Genomic DNA, 25,019 nt, shown 5'->3' on the forward strand with positions numbered 1-25,019 from the left:
TATTTATCGCTCAATGTGGCTAGTCTGTGTTAGAATCGAGAGGGCTGAAATAGCAATTTCTAAACATATCTGATAACACGAGCCATGCCAGATTCGAGGTGATAGAGGTTATGGCAGTGGAAGAGCCAGTTTCCAGGATTATCGGCGCGGAAGTCGAGGGAGACTTGCCCCATATGACCAGGGACACGAATGGTGTCCATGAGAGCGTCCCCGACGCGGAAGAAGTGTCCGTGAAGATGCATCGGGTGCGTCACCGGGCTGTGGTTCCTCAGCCTGAACCGAACGTGCTCACCCTCGCGTATATCGAGTGGCTCGGCGTTGGGGTATGCCTGTCCGTCGATGAGCCACGTGTAGGACCTGCCAGCGCGTGAGAGCGTGAGGTCGTACACTCGGTCTGGCGAACCCGATACGGAGATCTTATCTCTGGCGTGCAGATCATGATATTGGAGACGCCGTCCACCCCAGTCGGGTGCTTGCGGAGTACCGTCGTGTCCACCGTATCGGACATCGAGGCGTGCTGGTGATTCATCTCCCTTGACGGCTGCTGCGCGGAGTTGCCATGCGCCAGGGTTCGTCAGCTCGACGACGGCGTCGTAGCGTTCGCCTGGTCCGAAGACGAACTCGTCGACAGGCACGGGATCGACAGGGCGACCATCGACGTGTGAAACGGTCATTTGATGGCCGGCGAGTCGTGTCCGGAATTCCGTTGCACTTGCGGCGTTCACGAAGCGGAAGCGAATCCGCTCCCCCTCTGCAACATCAAGCGTCCGTGGGTTCGATGGAAGCCGGCCGTCCGCCAGCAGTCCCGTATATGGTGGACGGACATCGCTGCCCATCATTCCTCCCATACCACCCATCCCGTCTCGCCCATCATCTGAGAGGGGCTCGGGTGGCTGGTTGAGATAGTCGTCGAAGATGACGGTGAACTCGCGATCGTAGTCAATGTGGGGGTCGTCTTCCTCAATGATGAGTGGACCGAGGAGTCCCCGGTCGAGCTGCAGGCCGACGTGACTGTGGTAGAAGTACGTTCCTGGTGGTTCAGCACGGAATGTGTAGGTGAACGATGAACCTCGAGTAACGGGGTCCTGTGTGACGTATGGGACGCCGTCCATCGCGTTCTGCAGCGGGATTCCATGCCAGTGTGTCGTCGTCACCGCTGGCAGGTCGTTCTGGAGTGCCACCTCAACGATGTCGCCTTCGCTGACACGGAGCTCGGGCCCGACATACTGGCCATCGTAGACCCATGATTGACTCGTCGCGTTCGGACCGAGAGTAATCGTCGCGGCTGTCGCTCGGAGGGTTCGCTTAACGTCCGGGTCTGGGAGTGGCGTCGGCTCAGGTGGTGTGTACGTTGGTGGATTGAACGTCTCGTCGCTGTCTTGGTCGCCTTCGCCGATTGGTGGACTCGGCCCACGACCACCTCTAGAGAACGGTGTGGCGCAGCCAGCGAACGCTGAGAGTCCCGTCCCGGTGAAGGCAGCGAGGAAGCGACGACGAGTAAAATCGGTCATATCGAGAGATTGGGGTGGAGGCTACTTTGCTGTGGCGCGGGTGTCAGTGGTGGTTTCCTGCTTGTTGAGCCACGTTTCGGCGTCGAGCGCAGCCATACTCCCCAGTCCCGCAGCGGTGATGGCTTGTTGATAGTCGTGATCCATGACGTCGCCGGCGGCGAATACGCCCTCGACGGCTGTCGCAGTCGTCAGTCCGTCAAGCGTGTCGACGTAGCCGTTCTCGTCGAGCGGGACGGCTGCCGACTCAAGGAAGGCAGTATTGGGGGTATGGCCGACAGCATAGAAGACGCCCTGTACGTCGAGAGCCTGCTGCTCAACGTCGTCTCCGGCGTCGAGTTTCTCCCGTGGGTAGCCCTCTGGATGTGTGACGAGCGTTACACCGGTGATTCCGTCGTCATGGCTCCCCTGGAGTTTGAGGAGTTCGGTATTCCAGAGGATTTCGACGTCATCATTTTCGAACGCACGCTGACGCATGATTTCGGAGGCGCTGAGTTCGTCGCGACGATGGGCGACGTAGACGGTGTCCGCGAACTTCGTGAGGAATGTAGCTTCCTCCATTGCGGAGTCGCCACCGCCGACGACGAGGACGTCGTGGCCCCGGTGGAAGGCACCGTCGCAGGTTGCACACGTTGAGAGGCCGTAGCCCATCAGGTCGTCCTCGTTCTCGGCGTCGATCCAGCGGGCGCTCGCCCCCGTCGCTACGATCAACGCACGGGTTCGAATTGTTTCCCAGACGCGAGATGGAGTGTGAACGGACGGCCGTCGAGATCGGCGCCAATAACGCGGCCGTTCCGATACTCCGCACCGAACTGCTCAGCTTGTGCACGACCACGCTGGGCGAGGTCCGCTCCGCCGATACCGCCGGGAAACCCGAGGTAGTTTTCGACGTCGGTCGTGAGAGTGAGCTGTCCGCCGGGCTCAGGACCCGCGATGACGATCGGGTTCAGGTCAGCGCGAGCGGTGTAGACTGCGGCCGAGTGACCGGCCATCCCCGACCCGACGATTGTGACATTATATGGGGAACAGGCGCAATACCACGGCCTTCAGGCCGTGGATACGCGCCGTCACTTAATGACACTTTCCACCAACAATTGCATAGCCGAGTGTCTAATCTATACGTTCAAGTGGCAAACCCCGCTATACTGAGGCAAGGTCAGGTCGGAACGGAGCGGATTCCGAACGACCTTCGGAGGCGGCCAGCCCGCCACCTAATGAGACAATATCCGGAACGCCGACGTGGTGAACGCGAATCCCAGAACGGTTCGTCTTGTGCCCGTCGGTCGAGCAAGGTTCAAGATACCTCCGAGTCCGGCGACGTGTCAGCGACTCCCTGCTGGCAAAAACAACAGATGGGAGTCAACGACCCCGAGGATAGGAGTAACAGCCGCTTGGCACGGCTAGACAGCCACCGACCACGACGACTGGGTTAGACGCGGACTCCCGTGAAGTGGCGGCGTCTATGGTTGCAGACCTGAAACTCTCACCGCTCGGGATTCCTCCGCGTTTGCCCGGAGGAGGATGTCAAGCACCTGCATTTAGCGTCCAGCCTCCGAAACAAGATTCGCGTAGTAGTCCTCGTCGCGGACGCCGACGACGCGTTCGACCGGCTCTCCATTCGCGAACACGACGACGTTCGGTATGCCCTGTACGCCGTACTGGGTCGCGAGCGGCTGGTTCTGTTCGATGTCGACCTTCACGACAGCCGCGTCTGTCTTCGTCGCGAGACTCTCGAGGACCGGCTCAAGCATTCGACATGGACCACACCAGTCTGCGTAGAAGTCCACAAGAACGACGTCGTATTCCCCGACCGCCTCCTCAAGCTCTGATTGACTATTCACGTATACCGGATCGTCCGGTGTCGACGGAGCCTCAGCAGTCTCTATCAGATCTTCGCGCCGTTTCGCTCGTAGCGATTCGATTTCGTCTGGCTCTCGTTCTGCCATCGTGCCCCAGAATACGGGCGGGAGGTACTTTATTGTTTTGTGTGTCTTGTACAACTCAGACAATACTATGTCTGCGGATGACTAATTCGATTCAACGACCAACACAAGAAACATCGTATACAGAGAATGAATGGCAATATTCCGGAGTATTCGATGTGGTACATATCACAGCGACCCGATCTAGTACTGTACTATATCAACTATACTCTGGGCGTGCTAGTCGTAGGGCTGTCCGGCGATCTCGTCGTAGAGACGGCGCTCATACTCGCCGAGGATGGGGCGAGTGCGTCGCGAGACAGTTCGACGACGGGGAGCACTCCACGAGTTAACGGCAGTATTTCTGATCTGGTACTTATCCCCGAAGAACTATTCGACCACAGGTATCGCTAAACCCGCCTAAGGAGAATTGCCCATCAGTCTAGGTGACCAATGAATACATCGGAGTACACCCATAACTATACAGTATGGATCAGACCACCTTCGACACGGAGAACGCCTCGAAGCTTGAGGATGCAGCCCAACGATACCGCTATCTCTCTCGTGAAGAGTTACTCTGGGCGCTCAGTCCTGACGGAGACGAGACTGTCGCTGACCTCGGAAGCGGGACCGGGTTCTATACTGACGATGTCGCACCTTACGTCGGCCACGTCTACGGGATTGACGTGCAGGCTGAGATGCACGACCACTATCATGAGAAGGGCCTCCCCGCGAACGTGGAGTTAGTCGAAGCTGACGTCGCGGATTTACCACTCGCGGACGACGAACTCGACGGTGCTCTCTCAACGATGACGTATCACGAGTTCGCGAGTGACGACGCGCTTGCAGAACTCGTCCGCGTACTCGAACCCGGTGGTCGTCTCGTTATCGTCGACTGGGCAGCTACTGGCGATGGCGAAGCGGGCCCACCACTCAAGACGCGTTTTGATGTCGACGGCGTCGTGACGACTCTCCGCGACGCTGGCTTCCGAATCGAATTCCGTGCGGCCCGACGTGAGACATTTTTGGTCGTGGGGGACCTCGATGCGTAGCGTCTCCCCGTCACAACTTGATACGGTACGCTCCGAGGATGACGTGTTCGTCCTTGACGTTCGTCCGGAGTCGGACTATCAGCGGGGCCACATCGATGGGAGCTATAATGCGCCAGTCTATCACGAGCTCCGCAGTGGAGAGACTGACGCACTTAACGCATACCTTGATGATATCCCGACGGAGGCAGAGGTCGTCACCGTCTGCAAAGCCGGCGTCGTCGCGAAGACAGCGACACAGACACTGGACGCTCGCGGCTACGATGTCGCGACCCTCACTGGTGGCTACATGGGATGGCGACAATACGAGAAAAATACTCTCGTGTACCGAATCGCTTCTGTCCTCAGCCGGCTGCGTCCCTGACCGTTATTAGCATTCGGTGTCCGAGTCCTCGGACCCAGGTGTATCCTCGAGAACTGCCTTTCGGGAGACGATTTCGATAGTCGTCTGGTCGCCGATTGCAGGGTTTCCGTCGATTGTCTCGACACGGAGGATAACGTCTTGGGGGCTTGCACAGCCACAATTGACGAACTCCTCCCACTCGTCGTCTACTGATACAGGCCCAGCATGTGCCCAGTGCAGATAGCGGAGATAGGAGGACGTGGTCAGCCCGTCGTGGAGCCAGTCACTGTCCGCGATCCACCAGTCATCGGTATCCGGATCAGCGTCTGGTGAGCGGAAGGAGACGACGACACGATCTGCCTGATTCTCGACGGTCGTCGGGTCAATACGGTCGGTACTATGCTCGGTGCTCATGCAGGTCTAACTACGCTCCGACGCAATAAATAGTTGTGCTCAATATAGGCAATACTGTGGGGTGGTATTCAACTACGTTCAGTTCGCGGCGCAGTTGTTCGGGCCGAGTTCGAGGGCTTCGGCGTCACCACCCGGCTGTTCCTTCCCCCAGTTGATCTGCTTGATCTCGTTGTAGTTCGCGGGCTCCTCCGAGAGACTCTCAACGATCGTTTCGACGAATGCCTCCTCATCGTCGTCGGCGACGAAACTCAGGAGTTCATTCGTCGTCTCAGCTCGAAGCTCGCCGAGTTCAGTGGCGATCGGACGGACGGACTCGTCGCTGAAGTGTCCCGGAAGGACGACAGTCGTCTCGTCGAGGTTGGTGAGTCGATCGAGACTGTCGAAGAGTTCGCTCGCAGCAGTACGGATGGCGGCCTCTGAGGAATCCTCGAGGTCGGGACGGCCGACGCTCCGGAGGAAGAGCGTATCTCCCGAGAGAAGTGCATCACTGAAGGCGAAGGAGACACTCCCGGGCGTATGTCCGGGGGTGTGGTAAACATCGAGTTCGCGCTCGCCGACGGCGATAGCGTCCCCGTGCTCAAGTTCGGTCACTTCGCCGAGATCGCCCGCGTCCTCACCGTGGAGGTAGTAGGGGACGTCGAGTTCACCGGCGAGGCGGCGCGCCCCCGAAATGTGGTCGGCATGTGCGTGCGTATCTGCGACACCGACGACTTCTAAGCCGTGTGCGTCCGCGACGTCGAGATACTGACCGATATACTGTGAGGGGTCAACGACGACTGCCTCACCATCGTTGTGGACAATGTACGAGACACATCCGGTGCCAGGACGGACAAGCTGAATGACGTCGTCGGCGGCACCGTCATACTCGCGGTGCACGCGTCCCCATCCGTTCATTCCGTCATCGACTGACTTCGCGTCGAAGCCCTCCTCCCGAAGGAACTCAGCAGCGCGCGCGGACGTGACGCCGCCGACACAGACGACGGCAATCTCCTGACTCTCGGGAAGATCATCGAGGTGGTCCGCGAGCGTTGAGAAGTCGTGATCTAATAGTTCGTCGTAGATCGGGAGGTTCGTGCTCGTCGGGATGCGCCACTCCTCGTAGGCGTCTTCGTTCCGGACGTCAAGAACGAAGAGATCCTCCGTATCATCTTCCTCAACGCGTCGGGCGACCTCTGACGGGGCAACAGTAGTATTGCTCATTCTATCCATCACTACACAATACAGAAGGATAAATATACTGCCCAACGTGATGGCTTCCGGAATTAGCACCAGTCGAAAAGGCCGTTAGTGGAAGTCTAGACAGACACAGTCCTGTAGCGCGGAGAAATAGAGATATCCGGAACTGTTGATGTCCTCGATGGCTCATAGAGCCTAACTGGGGCTATAAATCCAGATGAGGGACTATTTGATGAATCGATGGCCAAAACACGCTCTGTGATATAGCGAGTACGTAACCGTATGACTACTGAGCTATCGAAGAGAGAGTGTGATACAGTACTCTCTGAGTCGGGCGTGGGCGTCTTAGCGCTCACTGACGGTACAGAAGCGTATTCGATTCCCGAATCATTCGGCTACGACGGTGAGATACTGTACTTCCAGTTCGTCTACAAACAAGATAGTAAGAAGATCGCCTTTCTCGAAACGACGGATACCGCGACGTTGACGGTCTACGACGAACAGCCAGCACAAAGCGTCATCGTGCAGGGCCCGATCGAACCTGTCCCCGAAGCGGACGAAACCAAGGCCGCCACAGCAATCGCAGAAAACGCTTCCATTCCAACTCTGAACGTCTACCCCGAAACGACACCTGACGAGGTCAGAATGGACTACTATCGCTTACCGCCAACCGCAATTACCGGCCGACAGTTCAACGCATTCACCTCCACATCTGACGACCAATAAGTAGACCTACCGAACAGCTGTTTCAGCGGAAAGTGATTGAGATATTGACTCGATCCGATCAGCTCTCTGCGGGCGCGTGCTGGCGCTGCTCGCTGTACTTCTCGTCGAACTCGTCGATGAGCTGGCCCATTTTCGCGTACCAGTCGTTGAGGGTGCGCTGCATATCTTGGGCGATCTCCTCGCCATCACGCGGTTTGTAGACATGGTAGTAGCCGCCCTGCTCGTAGTTCACCTGCTCTTTCTGAATGAATCCCGCCTGCAGAAGGCGCTGAACCGAACGATATGCGGTCGAGCGCTCCCGGTCGACTCGCTCGGCGATCTCGTCAACAGTCAGCGGCTCCGCACTGTCGCAGAGCACCTGGAAGATTTCTTTGTCGAGCGTCTTGAGATCGTGAAAGCACTCTAGCAGCCCCTCACACTCCATATCCTGCCGGAGCATCTCACTCATTGAATCAGCCATTGGATACTCATATTACGACCTACACACGCAAAAGTGTTTGCGTATATAGTACAATACTGGGCTGAACTCCCGGCTCAAATACGTACACAACACATCTAAGAATGGACGATAGCCGGGAGCCGTAACGATAGAACCACCGTACTACACATCTCTCCCCCCGACTGGGCACAACCGGTAAACCATATGCGCCGACAATGTCCAATAGCTACTATATTAGAGAGTGATGACGCAACACTCTTGTCACTCGATGCCCGCATCACAAGCCTACAGTCGACTTGAAATGGGACGCCCACGATGACCAAGGATTCGAAAGACGACGACCGACGAGATGTCGGGAAGGGGCTTCTGGACGAGGAGATGGGGCCGAGCGGCGCGATGGCGCACCTCTACCGGGGCGAAATCCACCGGATGAAGTACTGGCGCGAACGCCTCGATAAGACCACCAACTGGGCGGTCATCGTCATGGCCGCCATCCTCACGTGGGCGTTCTCCAGCCCCGACAACCCCCACTACATACTCCTCATCGGCATTGCGATGCTGGGCGTCTTCCTCACAATTGAGGCGCGGCGCTACCGCGGCTATGATATCTGGCGCTCGCGTGTCCGTACCCTCCAAGAGAACGTCTGGTCGATCGGTCTCGACCCCGAGAAGGAGGTTGTTAGCCCTGAGTGGCGCGAGAAGCTCAGTTCCGACTATCGTGAGCCCGCAGTCAAAATCACCGCCGAGGAGGCCATCGCACACCGCCTGCGGCGCATCTACCTCCCACTGTTCGCGATCCTCCTCGTCGCGTGGCTCGTCCGTATCACCGCCTTCTCTCCCGAGTCATGGCTCCAGACCGCAGCCATCGGGATGATTCCCGGGCCCGTCGTCGTCGCCCTCGTCGCCGCCTTCTTCCTCGGCACACTTATCGTCGCATGTCGCCCCCGGACGTGGCACACACGCGGCGAGCTCCTCGAAGAGCGCCTCCGAAAGGAAGAATAGGCAGTCTCATCCTTCGACAGCACCTGATCCCCCGGCCTTATCATGGAACCTGCTGAATTACGGATGTATGCGGGCCGTCTTCCACACTCAAACGACAATGCCGAACTGCATGCTCGTGTCGTCAACAACGTCGTGAATCTCCTTGAGGACGAAACGGTCAACCTCGACGACGTCGCGCTCGTCACGAACAGCGGCGGCCTCCAGCTCGTCACTACCGACTCCCCGGAGCGAGCACGAGTCGAACGCCTCCTCGAGCGCGACGTCACAATCAAGCAATGTCAGAATACCATCGAGGGAACGGACGTCACGACGGCCGACCTCATCGACGGCGTTGAGCTCGTTCCATCTGGTGTCGGGGAGCTCACACGCCTCCAAAGTGATGGGTACGCCTACCTCCCACCGTAGCTCAGAGTAGTGCGGGGATGGTGTTACGGAAGATGTTGAGCGAGATGATGAAGAGGAGCGTGATGACGAACCAGTTGAAGCGCCGCTGGTCAATCTCAAGGCGCCGCAGATAGGTGCCGAGGAGGAGGCCGACGATTGTGACGACGGCAATTGTCGAGCCCAGCCAGATCCGATACGTCGTCAGGAGGTCGGTGAACAGCGCCATCTGAACGAGACGCACCGTGAATATGATGCCGAGGACCATCGAGAGTCCGCCGATGTAGCGTTCGGTGTCGCGCTCGAACGTGTGGAAGTACGCCGGGAGGAGCGGGCCGAGGTTCGACGCCGCGAGCAAGAAGCCTTCGAGGAAGCCAGCGGTGCTGAGCGCGATCGGATGGTGTGCTTCCTCAATGGTGACGAAGTTCTGGACGACCTGGAAGACGACGTAGGCTAGGATTATGAGGCCGATGAGGAACGGCACGATCGGCCCGGTGTTGTATTGTGCGAGGAAGTAGACACCGACGACCGAGCCGATGATCGCCAAGGCGACCAGAATCCACTCCTCACGGATGAAGGACACGCCAGTCTTCGTCTCGCCGACTTGGAACATATTGATCATCCACGGTGGAATCGCAAGCACCACGACGGCGAGCGTCGGGTCAATGACCGAGGCGAAGATTGGCGTTGTGATTAGTGCGTAGCCGAAGCCAAGCATACCTTTGATTGCACCGGCGACGACGGCGACGACGACGAAGAGAGCGAGTAGTTCGGTCGTCACAGTCGACTGCACACCCTTCGTGACGTTCCCCCAGCCCGGGAAGAGCAGAATCGAACCGGCGAGGACAGCAAGTGTCGCGAGGGACATCATCACCTCCCGATAGTGGAAGGCACGGAGGTTCGTCAGGAACTGCTGCGGGTCAATGGTTGTTTCGCGTGTACTCATATGAACCAGAGCGATGGGCTCGGATATCACGAGATAGTGGATGTACGCCTAACCATCTCGGTGAATCAGCAATTCGGGCAGTAATGCACGACGTGACGCCGGCGCTGATCAGTCTTGTCCGCGCTCAGTGAGGCCAAAACCCTGATTTCGCTGCTCCCATGTGTGTCATAGATACCTGCGAATATCGCACCTTAACGAGCGGCGAAGCGGTATAACACCAACGTGATGCCGACGATTCGACCGGTCAGGGGACAAGGTGTCTATTGTGCGAGGTAGCCACCATCGACGCCGAGGGCCTCACCGGTAACGAAGGAGGCGTCGTCATCACAGAGCCAAAGGACAGCACTCGCAACCTCCTCAGGTGTGCCGAGACGGTTCATCGCGTGCTTGCTCGCGATTTGTTCGCGGAGCTCGGAGCCCTCTTCCATACCGCCCTCACGGAGGAGTGGCGTATCGATGAAGCCGGGACAGACGGCGTTCACGCGGACACCCGTCTCGCCGTTCTCGAGGGCAGCAGTCTTCGTCAGCCCGAGGACACCATGTTTCGCGGCGACGTATCCGGAGGAGGTTGCGAAGCCGACCTTGCCGAGAATCGAGGAGTTGTTGACCACAACGCCACTGGCGTCCTGTTGTTTCATCTGCTCGATCTCCGCCTGCATACACTTAAAAACGCCGACGAGATTCACGTCGATGACGCCCTCCCAGCTCTCGGTGTCGTATTCCTCAACCGGCGCACTGTCACCACCGATACCGGCATTGTTGAACGCGTAGTCGAGGGAGCCATACTCCTCAACAGCGGCTTTGACCATCGCTTCCGTCTCCGCGGCATCGGTGACGTCTGTCTCCACGAACAGTGCATCACCACCGTCGGCTTCGATGTCAGCGACGGTTTCCTCACCGCCGTCGACGTCAACGTCTGCGACGACGACGCGTGCTCCTTCCGCAGCGAATTCGAGGGCTGTCTCTCGACCGATCCCGGATCCGCCACCCGTTACGAGCGCCACAGAGTTGTCAGCGACCATACTACAGACTCTGTCGTGTGACATGAAAAATATCGGGGGTGGTTCTCATCCTCCGCAATCGAAGGTCGACTGACGACGCGAAGCCAAGCTACTACTGCTACACTCCGAGTGCTACATTGGGGCTAAGAGTGCAGCGCAGGAGGGTCAGGATGTGGTGAGGCGGCACCACGTGCCGGACGAGTCATCGCGGAGGCGACAAACGGCAGCGAGAACGACGGCACCGCTGACGAGAAGTGCAGCCCCGAAGATGAGCACCGTGCTCACGGTGTTGAGCGCTGCGATGCCGTAGACGGCTCCGAGTTTGTTCGTCGCGACGGCGAGGCTGCCGGCGAGCAGCATTGCGGCGAAGTAGCCCTTGATTTCGTCCTCGTCGACGAGGTTCGTCGCGCCAGCACCGATGCGGGCGCCGAGTGCGCTTCCGACGAGTAAGAACGCGACGACGGGTAAGGCGACCGCACCGGACTGCGCGTAAGTGAACGCGCCGAAGGCGCCGGAAATCGTGATTTGGAGGATGTCCGTCCCCACGGCGATGGCGGCCGGGATGCCGAGCCCGTACATCATGGCGGGCATCAGGAGGAACCCACCGCCGACACCGAGGAAGCCCGAGAGGACGCCGATGACGAGACCAATCGCGGCGACAATCACGCCGGAGACGCGGACGTCTCCACGGAAGGTGACCATCGGCGGAATTTCGATTTCTTGGACGCGCTCGGCAAGGTCAAGGCTGGCCCCGCTCTCGTCATCGGTCTCGTTCGTCCAGGCGTCGCGGAGAGTGAACAAGCCGACGAGTGCGAGCAGGCCGACGTACGAGACGTTGATAACGAGGTCGGCCATGCCGGTTGCCTCGAGGAAGAACACGACGCTCTTCCCGAGTTCGATGCCGGCAGTCATCGCGGCGGTCATGATGGCCGCGAGCTTGTAGTCGACTTGGCCGTGGTCGCGATGGCGGAGCGCGCCGATGACGCTCGTCCCGAAGACGAACGCGAGTCCGCTGCCGACGGCGACTGTCGAGGGGTAGCCGAGCACGAGTAGCGCGGGTGTCACGAGGAACGACCCGCCCATCCCGAAGAATCCGAAGAGGGTTCCGATCAGCAGGCCGAATCCGACGAACACGCCGACCATCAGGAGACTCAGCCCTAGGATCTCCATCGTCACTCACCCCTCACGGTGGCGAGGATAGTTGACTGGGCGAGGTGGCTCAACGCGCCGTAGCTGACGTAGAGGGCGAGCGCTTCGGCGAGCACGATGCCAACTGTCGCCACCGCCTGTAGGGGGCCGCTGAGGGTTTCGAGACCGAGCATCTCAAGTCACCATAGTTTGTTCTTGTAGTTCCAATACTGCACAATTCTGCTGGCGTGGGGATGCGATGTGGCTGTGCTGAAACATGGATGATTAGTTGGCGGTATTCGCGAGGCGACTGCGGACGTAGCCCTGCGCGTACGCGCCGAGGAACATGCCGGCGATCGCCCAGAGGATCGGGAGGTTGCCGATGCCGACGCTCGCGTAGGCAGCGCCCGGACAGATGCCGGAAAGTCCCCAGCCGACGCCGAAAATTACGCCGCCGACGACGACGTTCCGGTCGAACTCCTTAACGCGCCGCGCGTACGCGGTCCCCGTCAGGGGCGCGCGATCAAGGACGGTCGTCGCGACGAAGAACGCGAGTCCCGTCACGACGGCAGCACCCCCCATCACGAAGAGGAGGCCGAAGTCGTCGAATTGGAGGAAATCCAAGACGACTTCAGGGCGAGCCATCCCGCTGATGGCGAGCCCGAGCCCGAAGACGAGGCCACCGACGAAGATGGCGGGCATGAACCACGGGCTCTGCTGGTCGCTCATCAGGGGCTCACCCCGAGTGCGGCGACGAGCTGTGCAGTCCCGATCGCGAACGCCATGAACGTCGCGACGTTCACGAGCGACGTCTCGGAGAGCGAGCCCACACCACAGACGCCGTGCCCGCTCGTACAACCCTTCCCGAGGCGCGTCCCGATACCGACGAGGACGCCGCCGCCGAGGAGGCGCCACCACTGGACGTCTGTGGTCCACGCACTAGGGTCGGGCGCGAGGACGAATCCCCAGAGGGCAGCGCCGGCAATGATGCCGAGTGTGAAGACGACGCGCCAATCGCGCGATTGGACGTACTTGTAGCGGTTGAAGCGTTCGACGCCGGAGACGTAGGAGAGCGTCGACTCGAGGAACGTGCTCGCACCCGCGATGATGCCTGTCGAGAGATAGATGATGGTGGCGCCGAGGCCGACCAGCACTCCGCCCACGAGATAGGGGAGGATTCCTCTCGGGAAGAGCCCCTCGAGCCCGGACGCGAGGAGTGGAGTAAACGCATCCATGATTAGTTCGTCATGGCGTCTTCACTCGCTGCGCAGTTGTTCGGGCCGAGCTCCAACTCGAATGCCGTCTCGTCGTCGGGCGCCTGCTGGCCGAGGTTCGTTGCGATAATCTCCGTGTGATTTGCGGGTCGCGGTGGCATGTCGGCGACGATGTAGTCGACGAACGCCTCTTCGTCCATGGTGAGCGCGTCCATCGTGTCGACGAGCGCGCCGAGGTCGGCCGTGTAGGTGCCGTCGCCGTTCGGTGTCGCGGCGTCCGAGTAGTGGGCGGGTGCGATGACCGCGTCGTCGTCGAAGCGCTCGATGAGGGCCTGCAGACTCTCGTAGAGAGTTCGTGCGGCGTCCCTCGCGGCCTCGGGGTCTTCGAGGTCGGGACGCGCGACGCTCTCCGTGAAGAGGCCGTCACCGGTGAAGAGGACGTTCCCGACGCGGTAGGTCGTCATCCCCGTCGTATGCCCAGGCGTGTGGATCGCCTCGACGTCGACATCGCCGACGTGGAGGGTTTCGCCGTCCGCGATTGTCTCGTAGTCACGGTCGTAGTCGACGCCACGAGCATCGGCCGTTTCAGGAAGAACGGCCGTCGCGTCGACCTCCTCGGCGAGGTCTCGGATGCCGGAGATGTGGTCGGCGTGGACGTGCGTGTCGACAGCGTAGGTGAGGTCGGCGCCGAGCGCGCGGGCGTCCTGCACGTACTCCTCAGTGAACGCCCGCAGCGGGTCGATAACTGCGGCTTCACCGTCGGACGCGACGAGGTATGCGAGACAGCCCGAGGACGGCCGCCGGTACTGCGCGATGGTCGCATCACCGTCGGTGTCGAGTTCGGCGTACTCGTAAATGCGCGCCCATCCCTTCATGCCGCGTTCGAGGTGATCGACGTTGTACCCGTTGTCTTCGAGCGTTTCGGCGATCATCTCGCTGGAACCGCCCTTCGCGCAGAGCACCGTGATCCGCCGATCGTCGGGGAGTCGCTCGTGGAGTTCTTCGGGAATACCGTCGAGCAATTCGAAGTAGGGGTAGTTGACGCTCTCGACGCTCGCGCCGTCGATACGCCATTCCTCGTAGTCGCTCTCCGAGCGGACGTCGAGGAGGAAGACATCCTCGCCGGCGTCGATGCGGTCCTTCAGTCGCTCCGGCGTGACTTCCTCAACTGCGGCGTCGGTCGTCGCGGATGCGTTATCGCTCATCTCACTCCACTGTATCGGCCGGCCGCAAATAAGACTTTGCATAGTAGTACAACTACTGCACAATACTCTATCTGCTATAATCGCTATATAGGTGCGCACGAGACAATAATAGAATATCCTCAAATACGAGAGTGTGTAATAGCTGAACTACTACCGGTATGTTTTTCAGCATAGACCCAATATTGGGTGGTGAGGCCAATATCATGGTAGACTACGAAGTCACCGAGACGCTCGACGTGAAGGGACAGAACTGCCCGATGCCCGTCGTCAAGACGAAGCAAGCGACCGACAATCTCGACGAGGGCGACATCCTCGAAGTGCTCGCCACCGACCCCGGAAGCATGAGTGACCTCGGCGGCTGGGCCGAGACGACTGACGGCGTCGAGCTTCTCGACCAGACGGACGGCGAGGACGTCTACACGCACTACGTGCGGAAGACGGAGTGATCTAACAATGAGTACTGGCACACCATCTCCCGGCGACGAGACTAGCCCCAGTCGCGCAGAGTTGGAAGCGCGAGTCGAAGAGTTGGAGGAGACAATTGCAGACCTCGAGGCTGAGGGAGGCGACGGGCAGCCGAAGATGTCCATCATCGCCACCAAAGGGACGCTCGACATGGCCTACCCACCGCTCATCCTTGCCTCGACCGCGGCGGCGTTCGGCTATGAAGTCACCGTCTTCCACACCTTCTGGGGACTCGATATCCTCCACGAGGAGCGTTCGAAGAGTCTCAAGCTCAGTTCGGTCGGCAACCCGAACATGCCCGTTCCGAACGCCGTCGCCGCGCTTCCCGGCATGGATCGAATGACGACGAAGATGATGGAAAAGCGCATCGCGGACAACGACACCGCGACCATCAAGGAGCTTATTGACACCTCGCTCGACATGGGCGTCGAATTCCAAGCGTGTCAGATGACCCTCGACCTCATGGACTACGACGAGGACGACTTCTACGATGGCGTCACGACTGGTGTTGGCGCCGCCACAGCCATTCAAGACATGGCTGACGCCGACATCCAACTTCTCGTCTGAGCGCCGTTCGTCTAGTACCTGTTTTCCAGCGAAGCGCTTATCACTTCGAGCCAATTAGTATTGTGTATATTGAGCAATACAATAACTTCTTCAGAAGTGTGGGAGCAAGCCAGCGAAACGTTCGTCCTCGACGTTCGGCCAAGCTACAGCTACCATGAGACGCACATCCCAGGTAGCCACAACCTCCCGATCTATGACCAGCTCAGCGGCGAGAACTTCATCGGTCTCGACGCCTCACTCACGGAGCTTCCTGAAGACCGCGAAATCGCGGTTGTCTGCTTCAGTGGATCAAAGGCCGCGCTCGCCGCGAGTCGTCTTCGAGAGCATGGATACGACGCGAAGCGGATGGTAGGTGGAATGAACGGCTGGTCCTACGTGACGACCAGCACCACCAGTCCTTCCGAGCCCAGCGCCAGTAACCCATGATTCTACGCGATACTCTTTCAAACCAGACACAAATACCTGTGGAGGACAGTCCGGTCAATAATTCATGAATGCGGGCTTTGCACACAAACAAGGCATCCGCGAACACCTCGGGCAGTTCTCACTGCATGTCCTGCTCGTATTCGCCACCGGGTTGACCATCGGGTCTGAGCGGGCGGTTGTCCCGGTTCTGGGACGTGACATACTTGGCGTCGAGTCACTCCTCGTCATCGGATCGTTCGTCGTCTCGTTTGGCTTCGTCAAGGGACTCCTGAACCTCTATGCCGGCAAATGGGGCGGTGAGTACGGCCGCAAGCCCGTGCTCGTCCTTGGCTGGGCGACCGCACTCCCGCTGCCCATCATCCTCATTTACGCCCCGAGCTGGGCGTGGATTACTGTCGGGAACATCTTACTAGGGATCAACCAGGCGTTGACTTGGAGTATGGCAATTAACGCCAAAATCGACATCGCAGGCCCCGACCAGCGCGGCCTCGCGGTCGGTATCGACGAAGCGTTCGGCTACACCGGCGTCGCCGTCGGCGCCTGGATTACGGGCGTCATCGCCGCCCAGACGAGCCTTCGGCCGGAGCCGTTCTACTTCCTCGCCATCGTCGTCGTGCTGGCGTTCCTCGTCTCTATCTTCCTGATCAAGGAGACGGTCCACCTTGCGGAGTTAGAGGTCGAGGACGACGATCACTACGACGCGAACCTGCCGTTTGTCGAGGTGCTGAAGCGGGCGACCTACGGCGACAAGACGCTGTTCGCCGCTGCCCAAGCGGGGCACATCGAGAAGTTCGTCGACACGCTGTTCTGGCTTGCCGTCCCACTGTATCTCACTAGTCAGGGACTCGGAATTGCGGCCGTTGGCTTTGTCGTGGCCGTCCACAGCGCGATGTACTTCCTTCAGATTGCGACAGGCGGGCTCGCCGACCGTATCGGACGCCGACCGCCAGTCCTCGTTGGGATGTTCCTCGCTGGCGTGGGCGTCCTCGGGATGGTTCTCGTCGACGGGTACCTCCCGTGGGTCGTGCTCTCCGGGGTGTCGGGTCTCGGGATGGCATTACTCTATCCGAACCTAATGACAGTCCCGGGCGATGCGGCCCACCCGACGTGGCGCGCGACCGGGATGGGCGTCTATCGGATGTGGCGTGACTCTGGCTACGGCGTCGGCGCGATCCTGATTGGACTCACTATGGAGTTCGTGAGCGCCGAGGCTGCGTTCTACGCGACTGCACTCCTGATGTTCGTATCGGGGGCAATCGTGTACGTCTGGATGGAGGAGACCCATCCCAACTTCGGGACCCACGAACCACCAGCACCCGCGACGGAAACTCTGTCGGACACAGGAACTTGTGATTAAAACCAGGACTCTGTAGTTTTCGTTGAGAGGCGCCTGGCAGTGGTGTCATATTTCACTCCTCCCAGAGGCGCGTCAATCAGGAGGAATTGGTTTAGCAGTTGGTGATACAGTTGTTGCATTGCTTAAATTGACGGCAGCACGAGCGATTCGTGCCTTGAAACAGAATGGACAAGTGTAGTCCGAGCCAGTGAACGGGTTCTTAGGAGTGTAGTAGCTATCCTCTCACAGTGACTGCGACGCGCGCGTCACGGCGGACCGTTTTTCGCCACATTGCACGACTCCCTTACTCTGAATGGCCCAACTACGATTCGACCCCACTCTACGATCGAAGCTCACTGGCTGCTGTTGAGGAAGACGTTCGAATAGTAGCGAGCGTCTGGTTCGAACATGATGCTCACGAGTCGGTTGATGAGTTTGCCTGCCAGTTTCCCTTGGCGTATCTCGAGGTCACTCCGCACGACTGCTACTCGTCGACCACACAGTACGAAATGGAGCAGCTGTTCCGGGTATTTCTCCTCAAGGAACTCCACGGGTGGCCCCACGAAACAGCGCTCGTCGAATACCTCCAGCAGTCACCCGAGATTAGTGAGCAACTCGGGCTTGACTCACTACCAGATCAGTCGACGCTCTGGCGTACCTGGAACAAGCGATTCACGGGAAATCTTCGGGAAACGATCCAGAAAGCGGCTCGTACGATTCTCGTCAAAGCGCAGAACGCGGATGTCGCCCTGCCACGCGAACCAGAACGAAACCTCCCGGATCGAGCCGACGCCACCTCTGAATCAGACCCAAACGACCAGGCCATCCTCGACAAGGCAGGGAAGATCACCGACCACGTCAGTCGCGTCGTGTTCCCCGCGTTCTCGCTCAATCGTGGTGAGGACTGTGAGATTCCCGAGAACGCTTACTGGAGCTTACAGACCTACTTGGGACTCCGTGAGAATTTGGCCGCCAACGAGGGCGCTCGCAGTTTCATTTTCGAGTCGACGCGTGATCGAACGCCACTCGGACACGGTCATCGCGACCAGATTCGAGATTTCTCCATCGAGCAGAGTCGCGAGATGTACCGACAGGCACTCCGACAGCTCATCAACGAGCTCGCGGAGACAGAGGAGTTCTTCCGCGCAGGCATCGTCGCGATCGACATCACTGAGGATGATCCCTTTACCGGCGATAGGACGGGCCACGAGGACGAAATTATCGGGACGAAGGAGAAGACTGACGAATACGCCTACCAGTGGGCGACAGTCCAGTTGGTCGGTAACGCAGTCCCACTCGTCCTTGATGCCCGCCCGGTACGGAAAGGCGAGTCACGCAAGGAAATCGTCGAGGATCTGCTCAACTCTGCCGAGGATCTCGTTCACGTCGATAACGTGCTGATGGATCGGGAATTCGATAGTCAGCACGTCTTGGAGATGATCGGCCAGCGGGGACTGTCGTACGTCGTGCCGAAGCGGATGCAGACCAGCGAGAAGGCCCAGGCCAAACGGTTGCTTCAGCGCGATCAAGACCGGTACGAGACCGATCGGAAACTCCATCTCGGGAAGAATGAGTGGCACGAGACGACGCTGATCTACCGCCGGAAAGAAGACTCTGAGCACGACGACTATCAACAGTACTCGGTGTTCATGTCCAACCGTGGCGGTGGATTCCTCAGCGAGTATGGCTATCGCTGGGAGATTGAGAGCGGCTATCGATCGATCAAGCGATTCATGGCCGCGACGACATCCACGGATTTCGGGCTACGGTTCTTCTATTTCGCATTCGCGTGTCTCTTGTACTCGATCTGGCGGGCGGTCGATCTACTCGTGCAGGTCGAGTTGACCGGCGAATACGAACACGCACCGATGGTGACCGCCGATAATACGCTTACGCTGTTGAAGAAGGAGACAGGAATTGGGTAGTACGGTTCTCTACTCGTGTTAGAGCGTCGTCTGAGTGGCAACGCTATCGAAAGTTGTAGAAAATCGCCCAGATAGTAAGAAATCCAATAGGAATGGTCGTTTAGAGAGCGTTCTGAAGCAGTTTCCACTCACAAATTCGCCCGAAACCACGCATTACAGCCCCGCTAAACCCGCCGTAGTCTCAACTTCCAAATGGAGAACAGTAGTTGAGACTGGCTGTCTCAATGCACACGGTGCCGATCGGCTCTGCCGCTATCCGATTTATCGGCTCTGTTGAAGTCCTATCGATTCCACACCTTTCCTGCTGAAACAGCTGTTGGGTGGGACTGCGAACTGATCCGTCGAGCGACCACCGGAACTTTGATACATTTATTCGATTTCGTTCACTAAGGATGTTTGAGATACTGGACGCGACAGAGGACGATCTCATTGCGGTACGTGTCGGGAATGGTACTGCTGACGGCTACGAGGAGTTCTACTCGCTGCTCATTGAACGAACGAAGCAACATGGGTCAATCCGAGTGTATGAGGAAGTTCCCGACTGGACAGCAACGACGTATCTCACCCATCTGCACGGGATTCTTCCAGACCTTCGATACGGACCCGAGTTCGACATTCGTTCCTATGCGTGCGTCGGAGACTCGTTCTGGGCAAAATTACTCTTTCACCAGTGGCGAGCCATACGGCCAGTCTGGCCAGTTGCTCCCGACCAGATGCGATACTTCCAACTAGACAACCGCGACAGCGCCTTGCAATGGATTCGTAACGGTTCAGCCCGTCCGTAGCACTACGACTACTTTCTTCGCTGTACTTATTGAAGGTATTCATCAGACCGAGACAGTTTTCATGACCAAATTCAGGGGAGAACAGATACTCCGTAAGTGGGTGAACATATTGTCAGTGGGATGACAAATCGATTTTGACTGCTCCTCGAATCGTAGTGATAATGCCAGTGTTTCCAGTGGAGATGGAGAGTGAACGGCTACGCTACGAGCGGCTCCATCAGGATGAGTTTGACCCATACGAACTCTATACTCACGTCCAAGAAGGAGCGCCCGGAATTGACGAAATAACCGAGTACGTCACGTGGAACTCATACTCTCACCCCAAAGCGGCGTTCGAATGGGTCGAGCAGTGTGGGACGGAGTTCGAGAACGGAGAGAACGCTACCTACGTGATTCGACCGAAAGACGGCGAACACGCTAACGAATTCGCCGGTCTCGCTGGAATACATCCAGATTGGGACCGTCAACTGGCGACACTGGGGACGTGGCTCCGAAAGCCCTTCTGGAGACGAGGGTACTCTGGAGAACGAGCTGCTCGTTTTCTCAAACTCGCGTTCGACCGACTCGACCTCCAAATTGTGACGGTTACACACGACCCTGAAAACACGAACTCCCGGCAAGCCATTGAGAAATATGTTGAGCGATTCGGTGGTCATAAAGAGGGTCAAATCCGTAATGAACTCGTTATCGACGGAGAGCCACGCGACTCCGTCCGATACAGTATTGCTCGTCAGGAGTGGGAACAGAACTGCCGCGGAGAACAGGAGTGAACCGTTGAGCAAGAGCATTAGGTGGATTCCCTCTATTGAACGTTCAAAGTGCCTTGTCGATGTTGTGAGTGAGACAGCAGACAACGAGTTCACGGAACTGCTTCCACCAGTGCCGTGAGCGGACGAATGCGCCATATTTTCGTTTGAGGCGAGAGTTTACCGTCTCGTTTTGACTGCGCTGACCGTAGAGATCGGCATCCAACCGAGCATTCCACGCTTTGTGAAGAGACGAGAACTCGCGGTGCTTGATGAGCGGACGAACACCAGTTTCACGGGCTAATGCGCGAATCTTCTGATCATCGTATCCCTTGTCGCCGAGGAGAACTGCTACTTCCCCGGTATTCCGCTTGATGAGCGACGGCGCGATCTTCGAGTCGTGTTTTCGTGTTGTTGTTACGTGTACGTCGAGGACAGCATTTGCTCTCGTGTCCACGAGAAGCGTGACTTTCAACTGCTGAATCGTCAACTTCGTTCGCTTCGTATAGTGCTTCGAGGCGTGACTACGGTCAAAGCCAGAGGCATCGATACCGACGACACCGTTGGTCGGGAGGAGGGTAACCGAGAGGTTGAGCAGCACACGCCAAACCGCCATATCGAGCCAGTTAAACGCCTTACACAACGTCGAAGGAGACGGGAGTTCCTCAAGACCAAGGGCGCTCCGAATGCGAGGCATCTCGATAAGTTCGTCAAGGAGCGTCCGGTACGTCGTATTCTTCCGCACCTTGAGACGGAGCAAGACGATGTGCTTGTGGAGTGTGTACCGTCGTTTCGAGAACTTTGACGAGTAGCGGGCAACAGCTCGCCGAGCCAAGTGATATGCCTGCTCAACGAACCGAAGCAACTGCGACTTTGGGAGGGCCTGCATCCGGTCAGACTACCGGGCGAACCTGTAACCCTCCGAGGATTTCAACAGAGCCGATTTATCACAAGTTGCTGGTGAGGGGGCGGTAGCTGTTTGCGAGCACGAGTATGGTTCCGGTCGCCATTAGCGTCGTCGCGACGAGCGGTGTGACGAACCCAACGGCAGCGAGCGGGACACCGATAGCAGGCACTGTGAGCGCGAGTCCGAGATTTTCGAGAAGGCGACGCCGTGTCCCACGCGCGATTCCGAAGAGATCGCGGAACGGCGTCAGATCGTCGGCCGTTACGAGAGCGTCCGCGACAGTCACGGTGAAGTCACTTCCGGAGACCATCGCCACACCGAGATCAGCAGCGGCAAGCGCTGGTGCGTCGTTCGTCCCGTCCCCCACCATCGCGACGACACCCTCATCGCGGAGGCGACGGACGAGCTCTTCTTTCGCTTCCGGTGGGACGTCCGCGTAGACCTTGGAGACGTCCGGGTGTGCCTCGAACTGCCGTGCAACGCGTGAATCATCGCCCGTGATGACCACGATCTGTCGGTCATCGGCCGCGAGCTCCGCGACAGTTTCCGTCCACTTCTCGCGGGGCTGATCTTCGAGTGTGATCACGCCTGTTGCGGTCCCCTCCCAGCCGACGACCGTTGGGAGCTCGCCACGGTCACGGACACGGTCGATTGTGTCACGGATGGCTTCGGGAATGCTCCAGTTGAGGTCGTCGAAGAGTGCGGGGTTTCCGACGGCCGTCCGCGACGCGTCCACGTCGGCCACGACACCGTAGCGGTACCGTTCGAACGACGTAACCGCTTGTGAGCGGTCCGGTGCACGGTCGCGGATTGCGGCGGCAATCGGGTGGCTCGAACGTGACTCGACGGCCGCTGCCCGCCGAAGAACCGCCTTACTATCGCACTCCTCAACTGCGTGGACGGCGGCGACACGCATTTCGCCGGTGGTGAGTGTTCCGGTCTTGTCGAACGCGATGACGTCTGCGTCGGTCACCCGTTCAAGGATCGTCTGATCAAAAACCGGGACGTCTCGCTCGGCAGCCGTTGAGAGCCCACGACCGACGGCGAGTGGTGTGACGAGGCTGAGGGAGACGGGGCAGGCGATAATCAGCACGGTGAGTGCCGTCCGAAGTGCGGGTTCGGCTGGCGCGCCAGCAACCGTCCACGCACCGAGTGTGACGAGTGCGAAGACACAGACAACCGGGATGTAGATTGCTGTCACACGGTTCGTGAGCCGCTCGGCCGGGGACTGTTCGGTCTGGAGATCCCAGACGAGGTCGCGGAGTCGGTCGAGTGTGCTCGTCGCCCCCTCGTCGACCGTGATTTCGAATGAGCCGTCGGCGGCAATGGAGCCACCGATGACCGTGTCGCCGACGACTTTACGCTGGGGTCGTGCCTCGCCAGTGATGAGCGCCTCGTTAACCGTTCCGCGGCCATCGACGATCGTGCCGTCAAGTGGGATTCGTTCGCCCGGCCGGACGAGAAGCCGATCCCCAGTCGTGCAGTCCTCGGGTGGGACGATCGTCGTTGTCCCGTCCTCAAGGAGGCGGCGTGCAGCGGTCTCTGTCTCGTCGACGAACTCGGTGAGGTCTTCGACCGCCTGGCGTTTATATCGGGCACGGGCGTGATTCCCGATTGTCGTGAGAACGATGACCGCCGTCGCGATATCGAAGAAGAGGTAGAGACGGTCGAGATAGAGCAGTGAGACCATGGAGTACGCGTAGGCGCTCACCGCAGTGATGGAGATGAGGACGTCGACAGTAAGCTGGCGTTCGTGGAGACTGATGTAGGCCGACCGGAGGATGGGGAATCCGACGCCGAAGATAGTGATCGTGGTGAACATCGCGACAGGCCCGTAGAGACCAGTAACGATTGCGTGATTATCGAGTGAGGAGGTCGGAAGGAGTCCGAGATAGACGGGGTAGAAGAAGGCAGCATAGATGATGTAGATGGGTGCGACGGCAATCACGGAGAAAATCGTGCGGAGATGGTCGAAGTCGAAGTCGTTCCGGTCGGCGGGTGTTTCCTCTGGTGTGGGCGCAGAGGCTCGATATCCCCATGCAGAAAGTGTGTCCTCGATGGTGTCACGCTCAACCGCCTCGGGGTCGTAGCTGACGCGCATCATCTCGGCCGTATAGCTCGCGGACGCACCGCTGACGCCATCGAGTGTCACAGCGCGTCGCTCGAGATACGACTCGCATGCGTGCGTATGCATGCCGCTGATCGAGAAATACGCCGTCTCGCCGTCAGTCTGCTGCGTTGTCTCAGGAGTGTGTTCGATGTGTGCGCCACTGGTTCTCGTCTCCCCCTGTTGGCAGCCACGCGAGCAGAACACCTCCCCGTTATCACGAATCGGCTCGCTATCGATCTCGCGGCCGCAGAACGAACACGTAGTCACGGTCGCCTCGTAGAGTCCGAACGGAGACGCGCCTGAGCTAGCGGGGTATGTCTCTGTATCATGGTGGGCGTCACGGTCGCTAATGTGTATGGGTAGTTGTGCGGTGCGTCGTTGCTTCGTTCACGAGTTCGACAGTGACGTGGTCAAGGCCGGCGTCTCGGAGTCTCTCGTGGATAGTCGCCCGTAGCTCCTCTTGGGTATTGAGCGAATCGACTGAGACCTTGACTCGAACTGTCCCGATGGTAAGCCGACTACAGACCTGCCAGACGTGGCAGTCCTCGACCGCCTCAACGCTCTCGATCGACATGAGGGATGCCTGCAGGTCGGCGATCGGAATCGGGCTACGTTCGAGGAGGAGGTCGAGGCTGTCACGCAACACGGTGTATGCTGACCAGATGATGACGACAGCGATGAGCGCGGCCGTGATCGGGTCTACCATGCGGATCTCGAAGACGGCGACGATGGCGGTCGAGATGATGACCGCGACGGACGCCCCGGTATCGCCGAGCAGATGGTAGAACGCGCCGCGTTCGTTCAGGCTGAGTTCGTCGCCGTGGAGGTAGCCGACGGACGCGACGTTCACGACGAGGCCGCCCGTGGCGAGGAGGACGGTCATCGTCGGGTCGAGGTCGACGGGGTTGTAGAATCGCTGGTAGGACTCGTAGAGGATGACGAGCGCCATCGGGACGAGGAGCACCCCGTTGAGGAGGGCGGCGAACGGTTCGAGTCGGTGGAGTCCGTACGTCCACAAATCGCGCTCCTCGTACCGGTCGGCGACATAGGTGGCTGCAAACGCCATCAGATACGACAGCGCATCGAAGAGCATGTGGACGGCGTCGCTTAGGAGTGCAAGCGATCCGAACAGGAGACCACCGGCGAGTTCGATGACGAAGCCAGCCGTGTTAATCGCGGCGACGACGCCGAGTTTACGTATACTTCGCGGCTCGGTATGGTTGCCGTCGCCGTGGTCGTGGTCTGAATCTGTCGTCGTGTCGTGGTTGTGGCTCTCCATTAGTTTGGGAACGAGTGGA

Annotated in this window: 27 protein-coding genes and 1 pseudogene; 12 read left to right on the forward strand and 16 right to left on the reverse strand. The window is 58.9% G+C overall.

Going from position 1 to position 25,019, the window contains the following annotated elements; translation table 11 throughout:
- Nucleotides 1-59: 59 nt before the first annotated feature.
- The 3 genes and pseudogenes from EFA46_RS14695 to trxA form a co-directional block, all read right to left on the reverse strand.
- Nucleotides 60-1,511 carry a multicopper oxidase family protein gene (locus tag EFA46_RS14695; protein WP_123078786.1) on the reverse strand — a complete coding sequence of 484 codons (1,452 nt, stop codon included), beginning with the start codon at nucleotides 1,509-1,511 and terminating at the stop codon, nucleotides 60-62.
- A 21-nt stretch (nucleotides 1,512-1,532) separates the two neighbouring features.
- Nucleotides 1,533-2,500 (reverse strand): annotated as a pseudogene (locus tag EFA46_RS14700) (NAD(P)/FAD-dependent oxidoreductase).
- 546 nt (nucleotides 2,501-3,046) lie between these two features.
- Nucleotides 3,047-3,454: a thioredoxin gene (gene trxA, locus EFA46_RS14705; RefSeq protein ID WP_123078788.1), complete on the reverse strand. Its 408-nt coding sequence runs from the start codon at nucleotides 3,452-3,454 to the stop codon at nucleotides 3,047-3,049.
- Between the two features lie 464 nt (nucleotides 3,455-3,918).
- Between trxA and EFA46_RS14710 the strand changes: the two genes are divergently transcribed.
- A complete protein-coding gene (locus EFA46_RS14710) occupies nucleotides 3,919-4,482 on the forward strand; it encodes a class I SAM-dependent methyltransferase (protein ID WP_123078790.1) in 564 nt (187 codons plus the stop codon).
- Entirely contained in the window at nucleotides 4,475-4,843 is a 369-nt protein-coding gene (locus EFA46_RS14715; RefSeq protein WP_123078792.1) for a rhodanese-like domain-containing protein, read from the forward strand. The genes EFA46_RS14710 and EFA46_RS14715 overlap by 8 nt, the downstream gene beginning before the upstream one ends.
- Nucleotides 4,844-4,849: 6 nt before the next feature.
- Here the strand turns inward: EFA46_RS14715 and EFA46_RS14720 are convergent, their stop codons facing one another.
- Complete coding sequence (locus tag EFA46_RS14720) at nucleotides 4,850-5,236, reverse strand: hypothetical protein (protein WP_123078794.1); 387 nt, start codon at nucleotides 5,234-5,236, stop codon at nucleotides 4,850-4,852.
- Between the two features lie 78 nt (nucleotides 5,237-5,314).
- Complete coding sequence (locus tag EFA46_RS14725; RefSeq protein ID WP_123078796.1) at nucleotides 5,315-6,436, reverse strand: MBL fold metallo-hydrolase; 1,122 nt, start codon at nucleotides 6,434-6,436, stop codon at nucleotides 5,315-5,317.
- Between the two features lie 258 nt (nucleotides 6,437-6,694).
- On the opposite strand from EFA46_RS14725, the gene EFA46_RS14730 reads away from it, so the two are divergent.
- The gene (locus EFA46_RS14730) at nucleotides 6,695-7,138 is read left to right on the forward strand and encodes a pyridoxamine 5'-phosphate oxidase family protein (protein ID WP_123078798.1); all 444 of its coding nucleotides are present in this window, start codon (nucleotides 6,695-6,697) and stop codon (nucleotides 7,136-7,138) included.
- A gap of 58 nt (nucleotides 7,139-7,196) precedes the next feature.
- On the opposite strand, the gene EFA46_RS14735 is transcribed toward EFA46_RS14730, so the two are convergent.
- Nucleotides 7,197-7,598 (reverse strand): helix-turn-helix domain-containing protein, encoded by a 402-nt coding sequence (locus EFA46_RS14735; protein WP_123078800.1) that lies wholly within the window; start codon nucleotides 7,596-7,598, stop codon nucleotides 7,197-7,199.
- 294 nt (nucleotides 7,599-7,892) lie between these two features.
- Between EFA46_RS14735 and EFA46_RS14740 the strand changes: the two genes are divergently transcribed.
- Both EFA46_RS14740 and EFA46_RS14745 read left to right on the forward strand, forming a co-directional pair.
- Nucleotides 7,893-8,579, forward strand: coding sequence for a DUF2270 domain-containing protein (locus EFA46_RS14740; RefSeq protein ID WP_123078802.1), 687 nt, complete (start codon nucleotides 7,893-7,895; stop codon nucleotides 8,577-8,579).
- Between the two features lie 132 nt (nucleotides 8,580-8,711).
- Nucleotides 8,712-8,984: a DsrE family protein gene (locus EFA46_RS14745; RefSeq protein WP_255494133.1), complete on the forward strand. Its 273-nt coding sequence runs from the start codon at nucleotides 8,712-8,714 to the stop codon at nucleotides 8,982-8,984.
- Between the two features lies 1 nt (nucleotide 8,985).
- On the opposite strand, the gene EFA46_RS14750 is transcribed toward EFA46_RS14745, so the two are convergent.
- The 7 genes from EFA46_RS14750 to EFA46_RS14780 all read right to left on the reverse strand — a co-directional run bounded on the left by EFA46_RS14750 (nucleotide 8,986) and on the right by EFA46_RS14780 (nucleotide 14,454).
- Nucleotides 8,986-9,906, reverse strand: coding sequence for a sulfite exporter TauE/SafE family protein (locus EFA46_RS14750; RefSeq protein ID WP_123078806.1), 921 nt, complete (start codon nucleotides 9,904-9,906; stop codon nucleotides 8,986-8,988).
- A gap of 260 nt (nucleotides 9,907-10,166) precedes the next feature.
- Nucleotides 10,167-10,928, reverse strand: a complete 762-nt coding sequence (locus tag EFA46_RS14755; protein ID WP_123078808.1) for an SDR family NAD(P)-dependent oxidoreductase — start codon at nucleotides 10,926-10,928, stop codon at nucleotides 10,167-10,169.
- A gap of 144 nt (nucleotides 10,929-11,072) precedes the next feature.
- Complete coding sequence (locus EFA46_RS14760; protein ID WP_176969908.1) at nucleotides 11,073-12,077, reverse strand: sulfite exporter TauE/SafE family protein; 1,005 nt, start codon at nucleotides 12,075-12,077, stop codon at nucleotides 11,073-11,075.
- Nucleotides 12,078-12,079: 2 nt separating this feature from the next.
- The gene (locus EFA46_RS14765) at nucleotides 12,080-12,229 is read right to left on the reverse strand and encodes a hypothetical protein (RefSeq protein ID WP_176969909.1); all 150 of its coding nucleotides are present in this window, start codon (nucleotides 12,227-12,229) and stop codon (nucleotides 12,080-12,082) included.
- Nucleotides 12,230-12,320: 91 nt separating this feature from the next.
- A complete protein-coding gene (locus tag EFA46_RS14770) occupies nucleotides 12,321-12,764 on the reverse strand; it encodes a DUF6691 family protein (protein ID WP_176969910.1) in 444 nt (147 codons plus the stop codon).
- Entirely contained in the window at nucleotides 12,764-13,270 is a 507-nt protein-coding gene (locus tag EFA46_RS14775) for a YeeE/YedE family protein (protein WP_176969911.1), read from the reverse strand. The genes EFA46_RS14770 and EFA46_RS14775 overlap by 1 nt, the downstream gene beginning before the upstream one ends.
- Before the next feature lie 2 nt (nucleotides 13,271-13,272).
- Nucleotides 13,273-14,454 carry an MBL fold metallo-hydrolase gene (locus EFA46_RS14780; protein WP_123078812.1) on the reverse strand — a complete coding sequence of 394 codons (1,182 nt, stop codon included), beginning with the start codon at nucleotides 14,452-14,454 and terminating at the stop codon, nucleotides 13,273-13,275.
- A gap of 203 nt (nucleotides 14,455-14,657) precedes the next feature.
- Here EFA46_RS14780 and EFA46_RS14785 point away from each other — a divergent pair, with 203 nt between their 5' ends.
- The 7 genes from EFA46_RS14785 to EFA46_RS14815 all read left to right on the forward strand — a co-directional run bounded on the left by EFA46_RS14785 (nucleotide 14,658) and on the right by EFA46_RS14815 (nucleotide 20,728).
- The gene (locus tag EFA46_RS14785; RefSeq protein ID WP_020220637.1) at nucleotides 14,658-14,900 is read left to right on the forward strand and encodes a sulfurtransferase TusA family protein; all 243 of its coding nucleotides are present in this window, start codon (nucleotides 14,658-14,660) and stop codon (nucleotides 14,898-14,900) included.
- Between the two features lie 7 nt (nucleotides 14,901-14,907).
- Nucleotides 14,908-15,486, forward strand: coding sequence for a DsrE/DsrF/DrsH-like family protein (locus EFA46_RS14790; RefSeq protein ID WP_123078814.1), 579 nt, complete (start codon nucleotides 14,908-14,910; stop codon nucleotides 15,484-15,486).
- 69 nt (nucleotides 15,487-15,555) lie between these two features.
- On the forward strand, nucleotides 15,556-15,912 hold the full coding sequence (locus EFA46_RS14795; RefSeq protein ID WP_158604296.1) for a rhodanese-like domain-containing protein: 357 nt from the start codon (nucleotides 15,556-15,558) through the stop codon (nucleotides 15,910-15,912).
- A gap of 64 nt (nucleotides 15,913-15,976) precedes the next feature.
- A complete protein-coding gene (locus EFA46_RS14800) occupies nucleotides 15,977-17,269 on the forward strand; it encodes an MFS transporter (protein WP_123078818.1) in 1,293 nt (430 codons plus the stop codon).
- A 227-nt stretch (nucleotides 17,270-17,496) separates the two neighbouring features.
- Nucleotides 17,497-19,173, forward strand: coding sequence for a transposase (locus EFA46_RS14805; RefSeq protein WP_123078820.1), 1,677 nt, complete (start codon nucleotides 17,497-17,499; stop codon nucleotides 19,171-19,173).
- A gap of 392 nt (nucleotides 19,174-19,565) precedes the next feature.
- Nucleotides 19,566-19,958, forward strand: a complete 393-nt coding sequence (locus EFA46_RS14810; RefSeq protein ID WP_123078651.1) for an STAS/SEC14 domain-containing protein — start codon at nucleotides 19,566-19,568, stop codon at nucleotides 19,956-19,958.
- 161 nt (nucleotides 19,959-20,119) lie between these two features.
- Nucleotides 20,120-20,728: a GNAT family N-acetyltransferase gene (locus EFA46_RS14815; RefSeq protein ID WP_123078653.1), complete on the forward strand. Its 609-nt coding sequence runs from the start codon at nucleotides 20,120-20,122 to the stop codon at nucleotides 20,726-20,728.
- A 43-nt stretch (nucleotides 20,729-20,771) separates the two neighbouring features.
- Here EFA46_RS14815 and EFA46_RS14820 read toward each other — a convergent pair whose 3' ends face one another.
- From EFA46_RS14820 to EFA46_RS14830, 3 genes are all read right to left on the reverse strand, one after another.
- Entirely contained in the window at nucleotides 20,772-21,593 is an 822-nt protein-coding gene (locus EFA46_RS14820; RefSeq protein WP_123078655.1) for an IS5 family transposase, read from the reverse strand.
- Nucleotides 21,594-21,651: 58 nt separating this feature from the next.
- Nucleotides 21,652-23,988 (reverse strand): heavy metal translocating P-type ATPase, encoded by a 2,337-nt coding sequence (locus EFA46_RS14825; RefSeq protein ID WP_123078657.1) that lies wholly within the window; start codon nucleotides 23,986-23,988, stop codon nucleotides 21,652-21,654.
- Between the two features lie 79 nt (nucleotides 23,989-24,067).
- Nucleotides 24,068-25,000, reverse strand: a complete 933-nt coding sequence (locus tag EFA46_RS14830; RefSeq protein ID WP_123078659.1) for a cation diffusion facilitator family transporter — start codon at nucleotides 24,998-25,000, stop codon at nucleotides 24,068-24,070.
- Nucleotides 25,001-25,019 lie beyond the last annotated feature (19 nt).

The organism is Halarchaeum sp. CBA1220, from assembly GCF_003721175.2.
GTDB classification, from domain to species: Archaea; Halobacteriota; Halobacteria; order Halobacteriales; family Halobacteriaceae; genus Halarchaeum; species Halarchaeum grantii.

Coding starts and splice junctions, on each gene's coding strand:
- EFA46_RS14820 (WP_123078655.1), bottom strand. CDS start 21,593: ATGCAGGCCCTCCCAAAGTCGCAGTTGCTTCGGTTCGTTGAGCAGGCA.
- EFA46_RS14780 (WP_123078812.1), bottom strand. CDS start 14,454: ATGAGCGATAACGCATCCGCGACGACCGACGCCGCAGTTGAGGAAGTC.
- EFA46_RS14755 (WP_123078808.1), bottom strand. CDS start 10,928: ATGGTCGCTGACAACTCTGTGGCGCTCGTAACGGGTGGCGGATCCGGG.
- EFA46_RS14830 (WP_123078659.1), bottom strand. CDS start 25,000: ATGGAGAGCCACAACCACGACACGACGACAGATTCAGACCACGACCAC.
- EFA46_RS14770 (WP_176969910.1), bottom strand. CDS start 12,764: ATGAGCGACCAGCAGAGCCCGTGGTTCATGCCCGCCATCTTCGTCGGT.
- EFA46_RS14810 (WP_123078651.1), top strand. CDS start 19,566: ATGTTTGAGATACTGGACGCGACAGAGGACGATCTCATTGCGGTACGT.
- EFA46_RS14785 (WP_020220637.1), top strand. CDS start 14,658: ATGGTAGACTACGAAGTCACCGAGACGCTCGACGTGAAGGGACAGAAC.
- EFA46_RS14695 (WP_123078786.1), bottom strand. CDS start 1,511: ATGACCGATTTTACTCGTCGTCGCTTCCTCGCTGCCTTCACCGGGACG.
- EFA46_RS14760 (WP_176969908.1), bottom strand. CDS start 12,077: ATGGAGATCCTAGGGCTGAGTCTCCTGATGGTCGGCGTGTTCGTCGGA.
- EFA46_RS14765 (WP_176969909.1), bottom strand. CDS start 12,229: ATGCTCGGTCTCGAAACCCTCAGCGGCCCCCTACAGGCGGTGGCGACA.
- EFA46_RS14750 (WP_123078806.1), bottom strand. CDS start 9,906: ATGAGTACACGCGAAACAACCATTGACCCGCAGCAGTTCCTGACGAAC.
- EFA46_RS14790 (WP_123078814.1), top strand. CDS start 14,908: ATGAGTACTGGCACACCATCTCCCGGCGACGAGACTAGCCCCAGTCGC.
- EFA46_RS14715 (WP_123078792.1), top strand. CDS start 4,475: ATGCGTAGCGTCTCCCCGTCACAACTTGATACGGTACGCTCCGAGGAT.
- EFA46_RS14775 (WP_176969911.1), bottom strand. CDS start 13,270: ATGGATGCGTTTACTCCACTCCTCGCGTCCGGGCTCGAGGGGCTCTTC.
- EFA46_RS14710 (WP_123078790.1), top strand. CDS start 3,919: ATGGATCAGACCACCTTCGACACGGAGAACGCCTCGAAGCTTGAGGAT.
- EFA46_RS14735 (WP_123078800.1), bottom strand. CDS start 7,598: ATGGCTGATTCAATGAGTGAGATGCTCCGGCAGGATATGGAGTGTGAG.
- EFA46_RS14725 (WP_123078796.1), bottom strand. CDS start 6,436: ATGAGCAATACTACTGTTGCCCCGTCAGAGGTCGCCCGACGCGTTGAG.
- EFA46_RS14815 (WP_123078653.1), top strand. CDS start 20,120: ATGCCAGTGTTTCCAGTGGAGATGGAGAGTGAACGGCTACGCTACGAG.
- EFA46_RS14800 (WP_123078818.1), top strand. CDS start 15,977: ATGAATGCGGGCTTTGCACACAAACAAGGCATCCGCGAACACCTCGGG.
- EFA46_RS14740 (WP_123078802.1), top strand. CDS start 7,893: ATGACCAAGGATTCGAAAGACGACGACCGACGAGATGTCGGGAAGGGG.
- EFA46_RS14730 (WP_123078798.1), top strand. CDS start 6,695: ATGACTACTGAGCTATCGAAGAGAGAGTGTGATACAGTACTCTCTGAG.
- EFA46_RS14720 (WP_123078794.1), bottom strand. CDS start 5,236: ATGAGCACCGAGCATAGTACCGACCGTATTGACCCGACGACCGTCGAG.
- trxA (WP_123078788.1), bottom strand. CDS start 3,454: ATGGCAGAACGAGAGCCAGACGAAATCGAATCGCTACGAGCGAAACGG.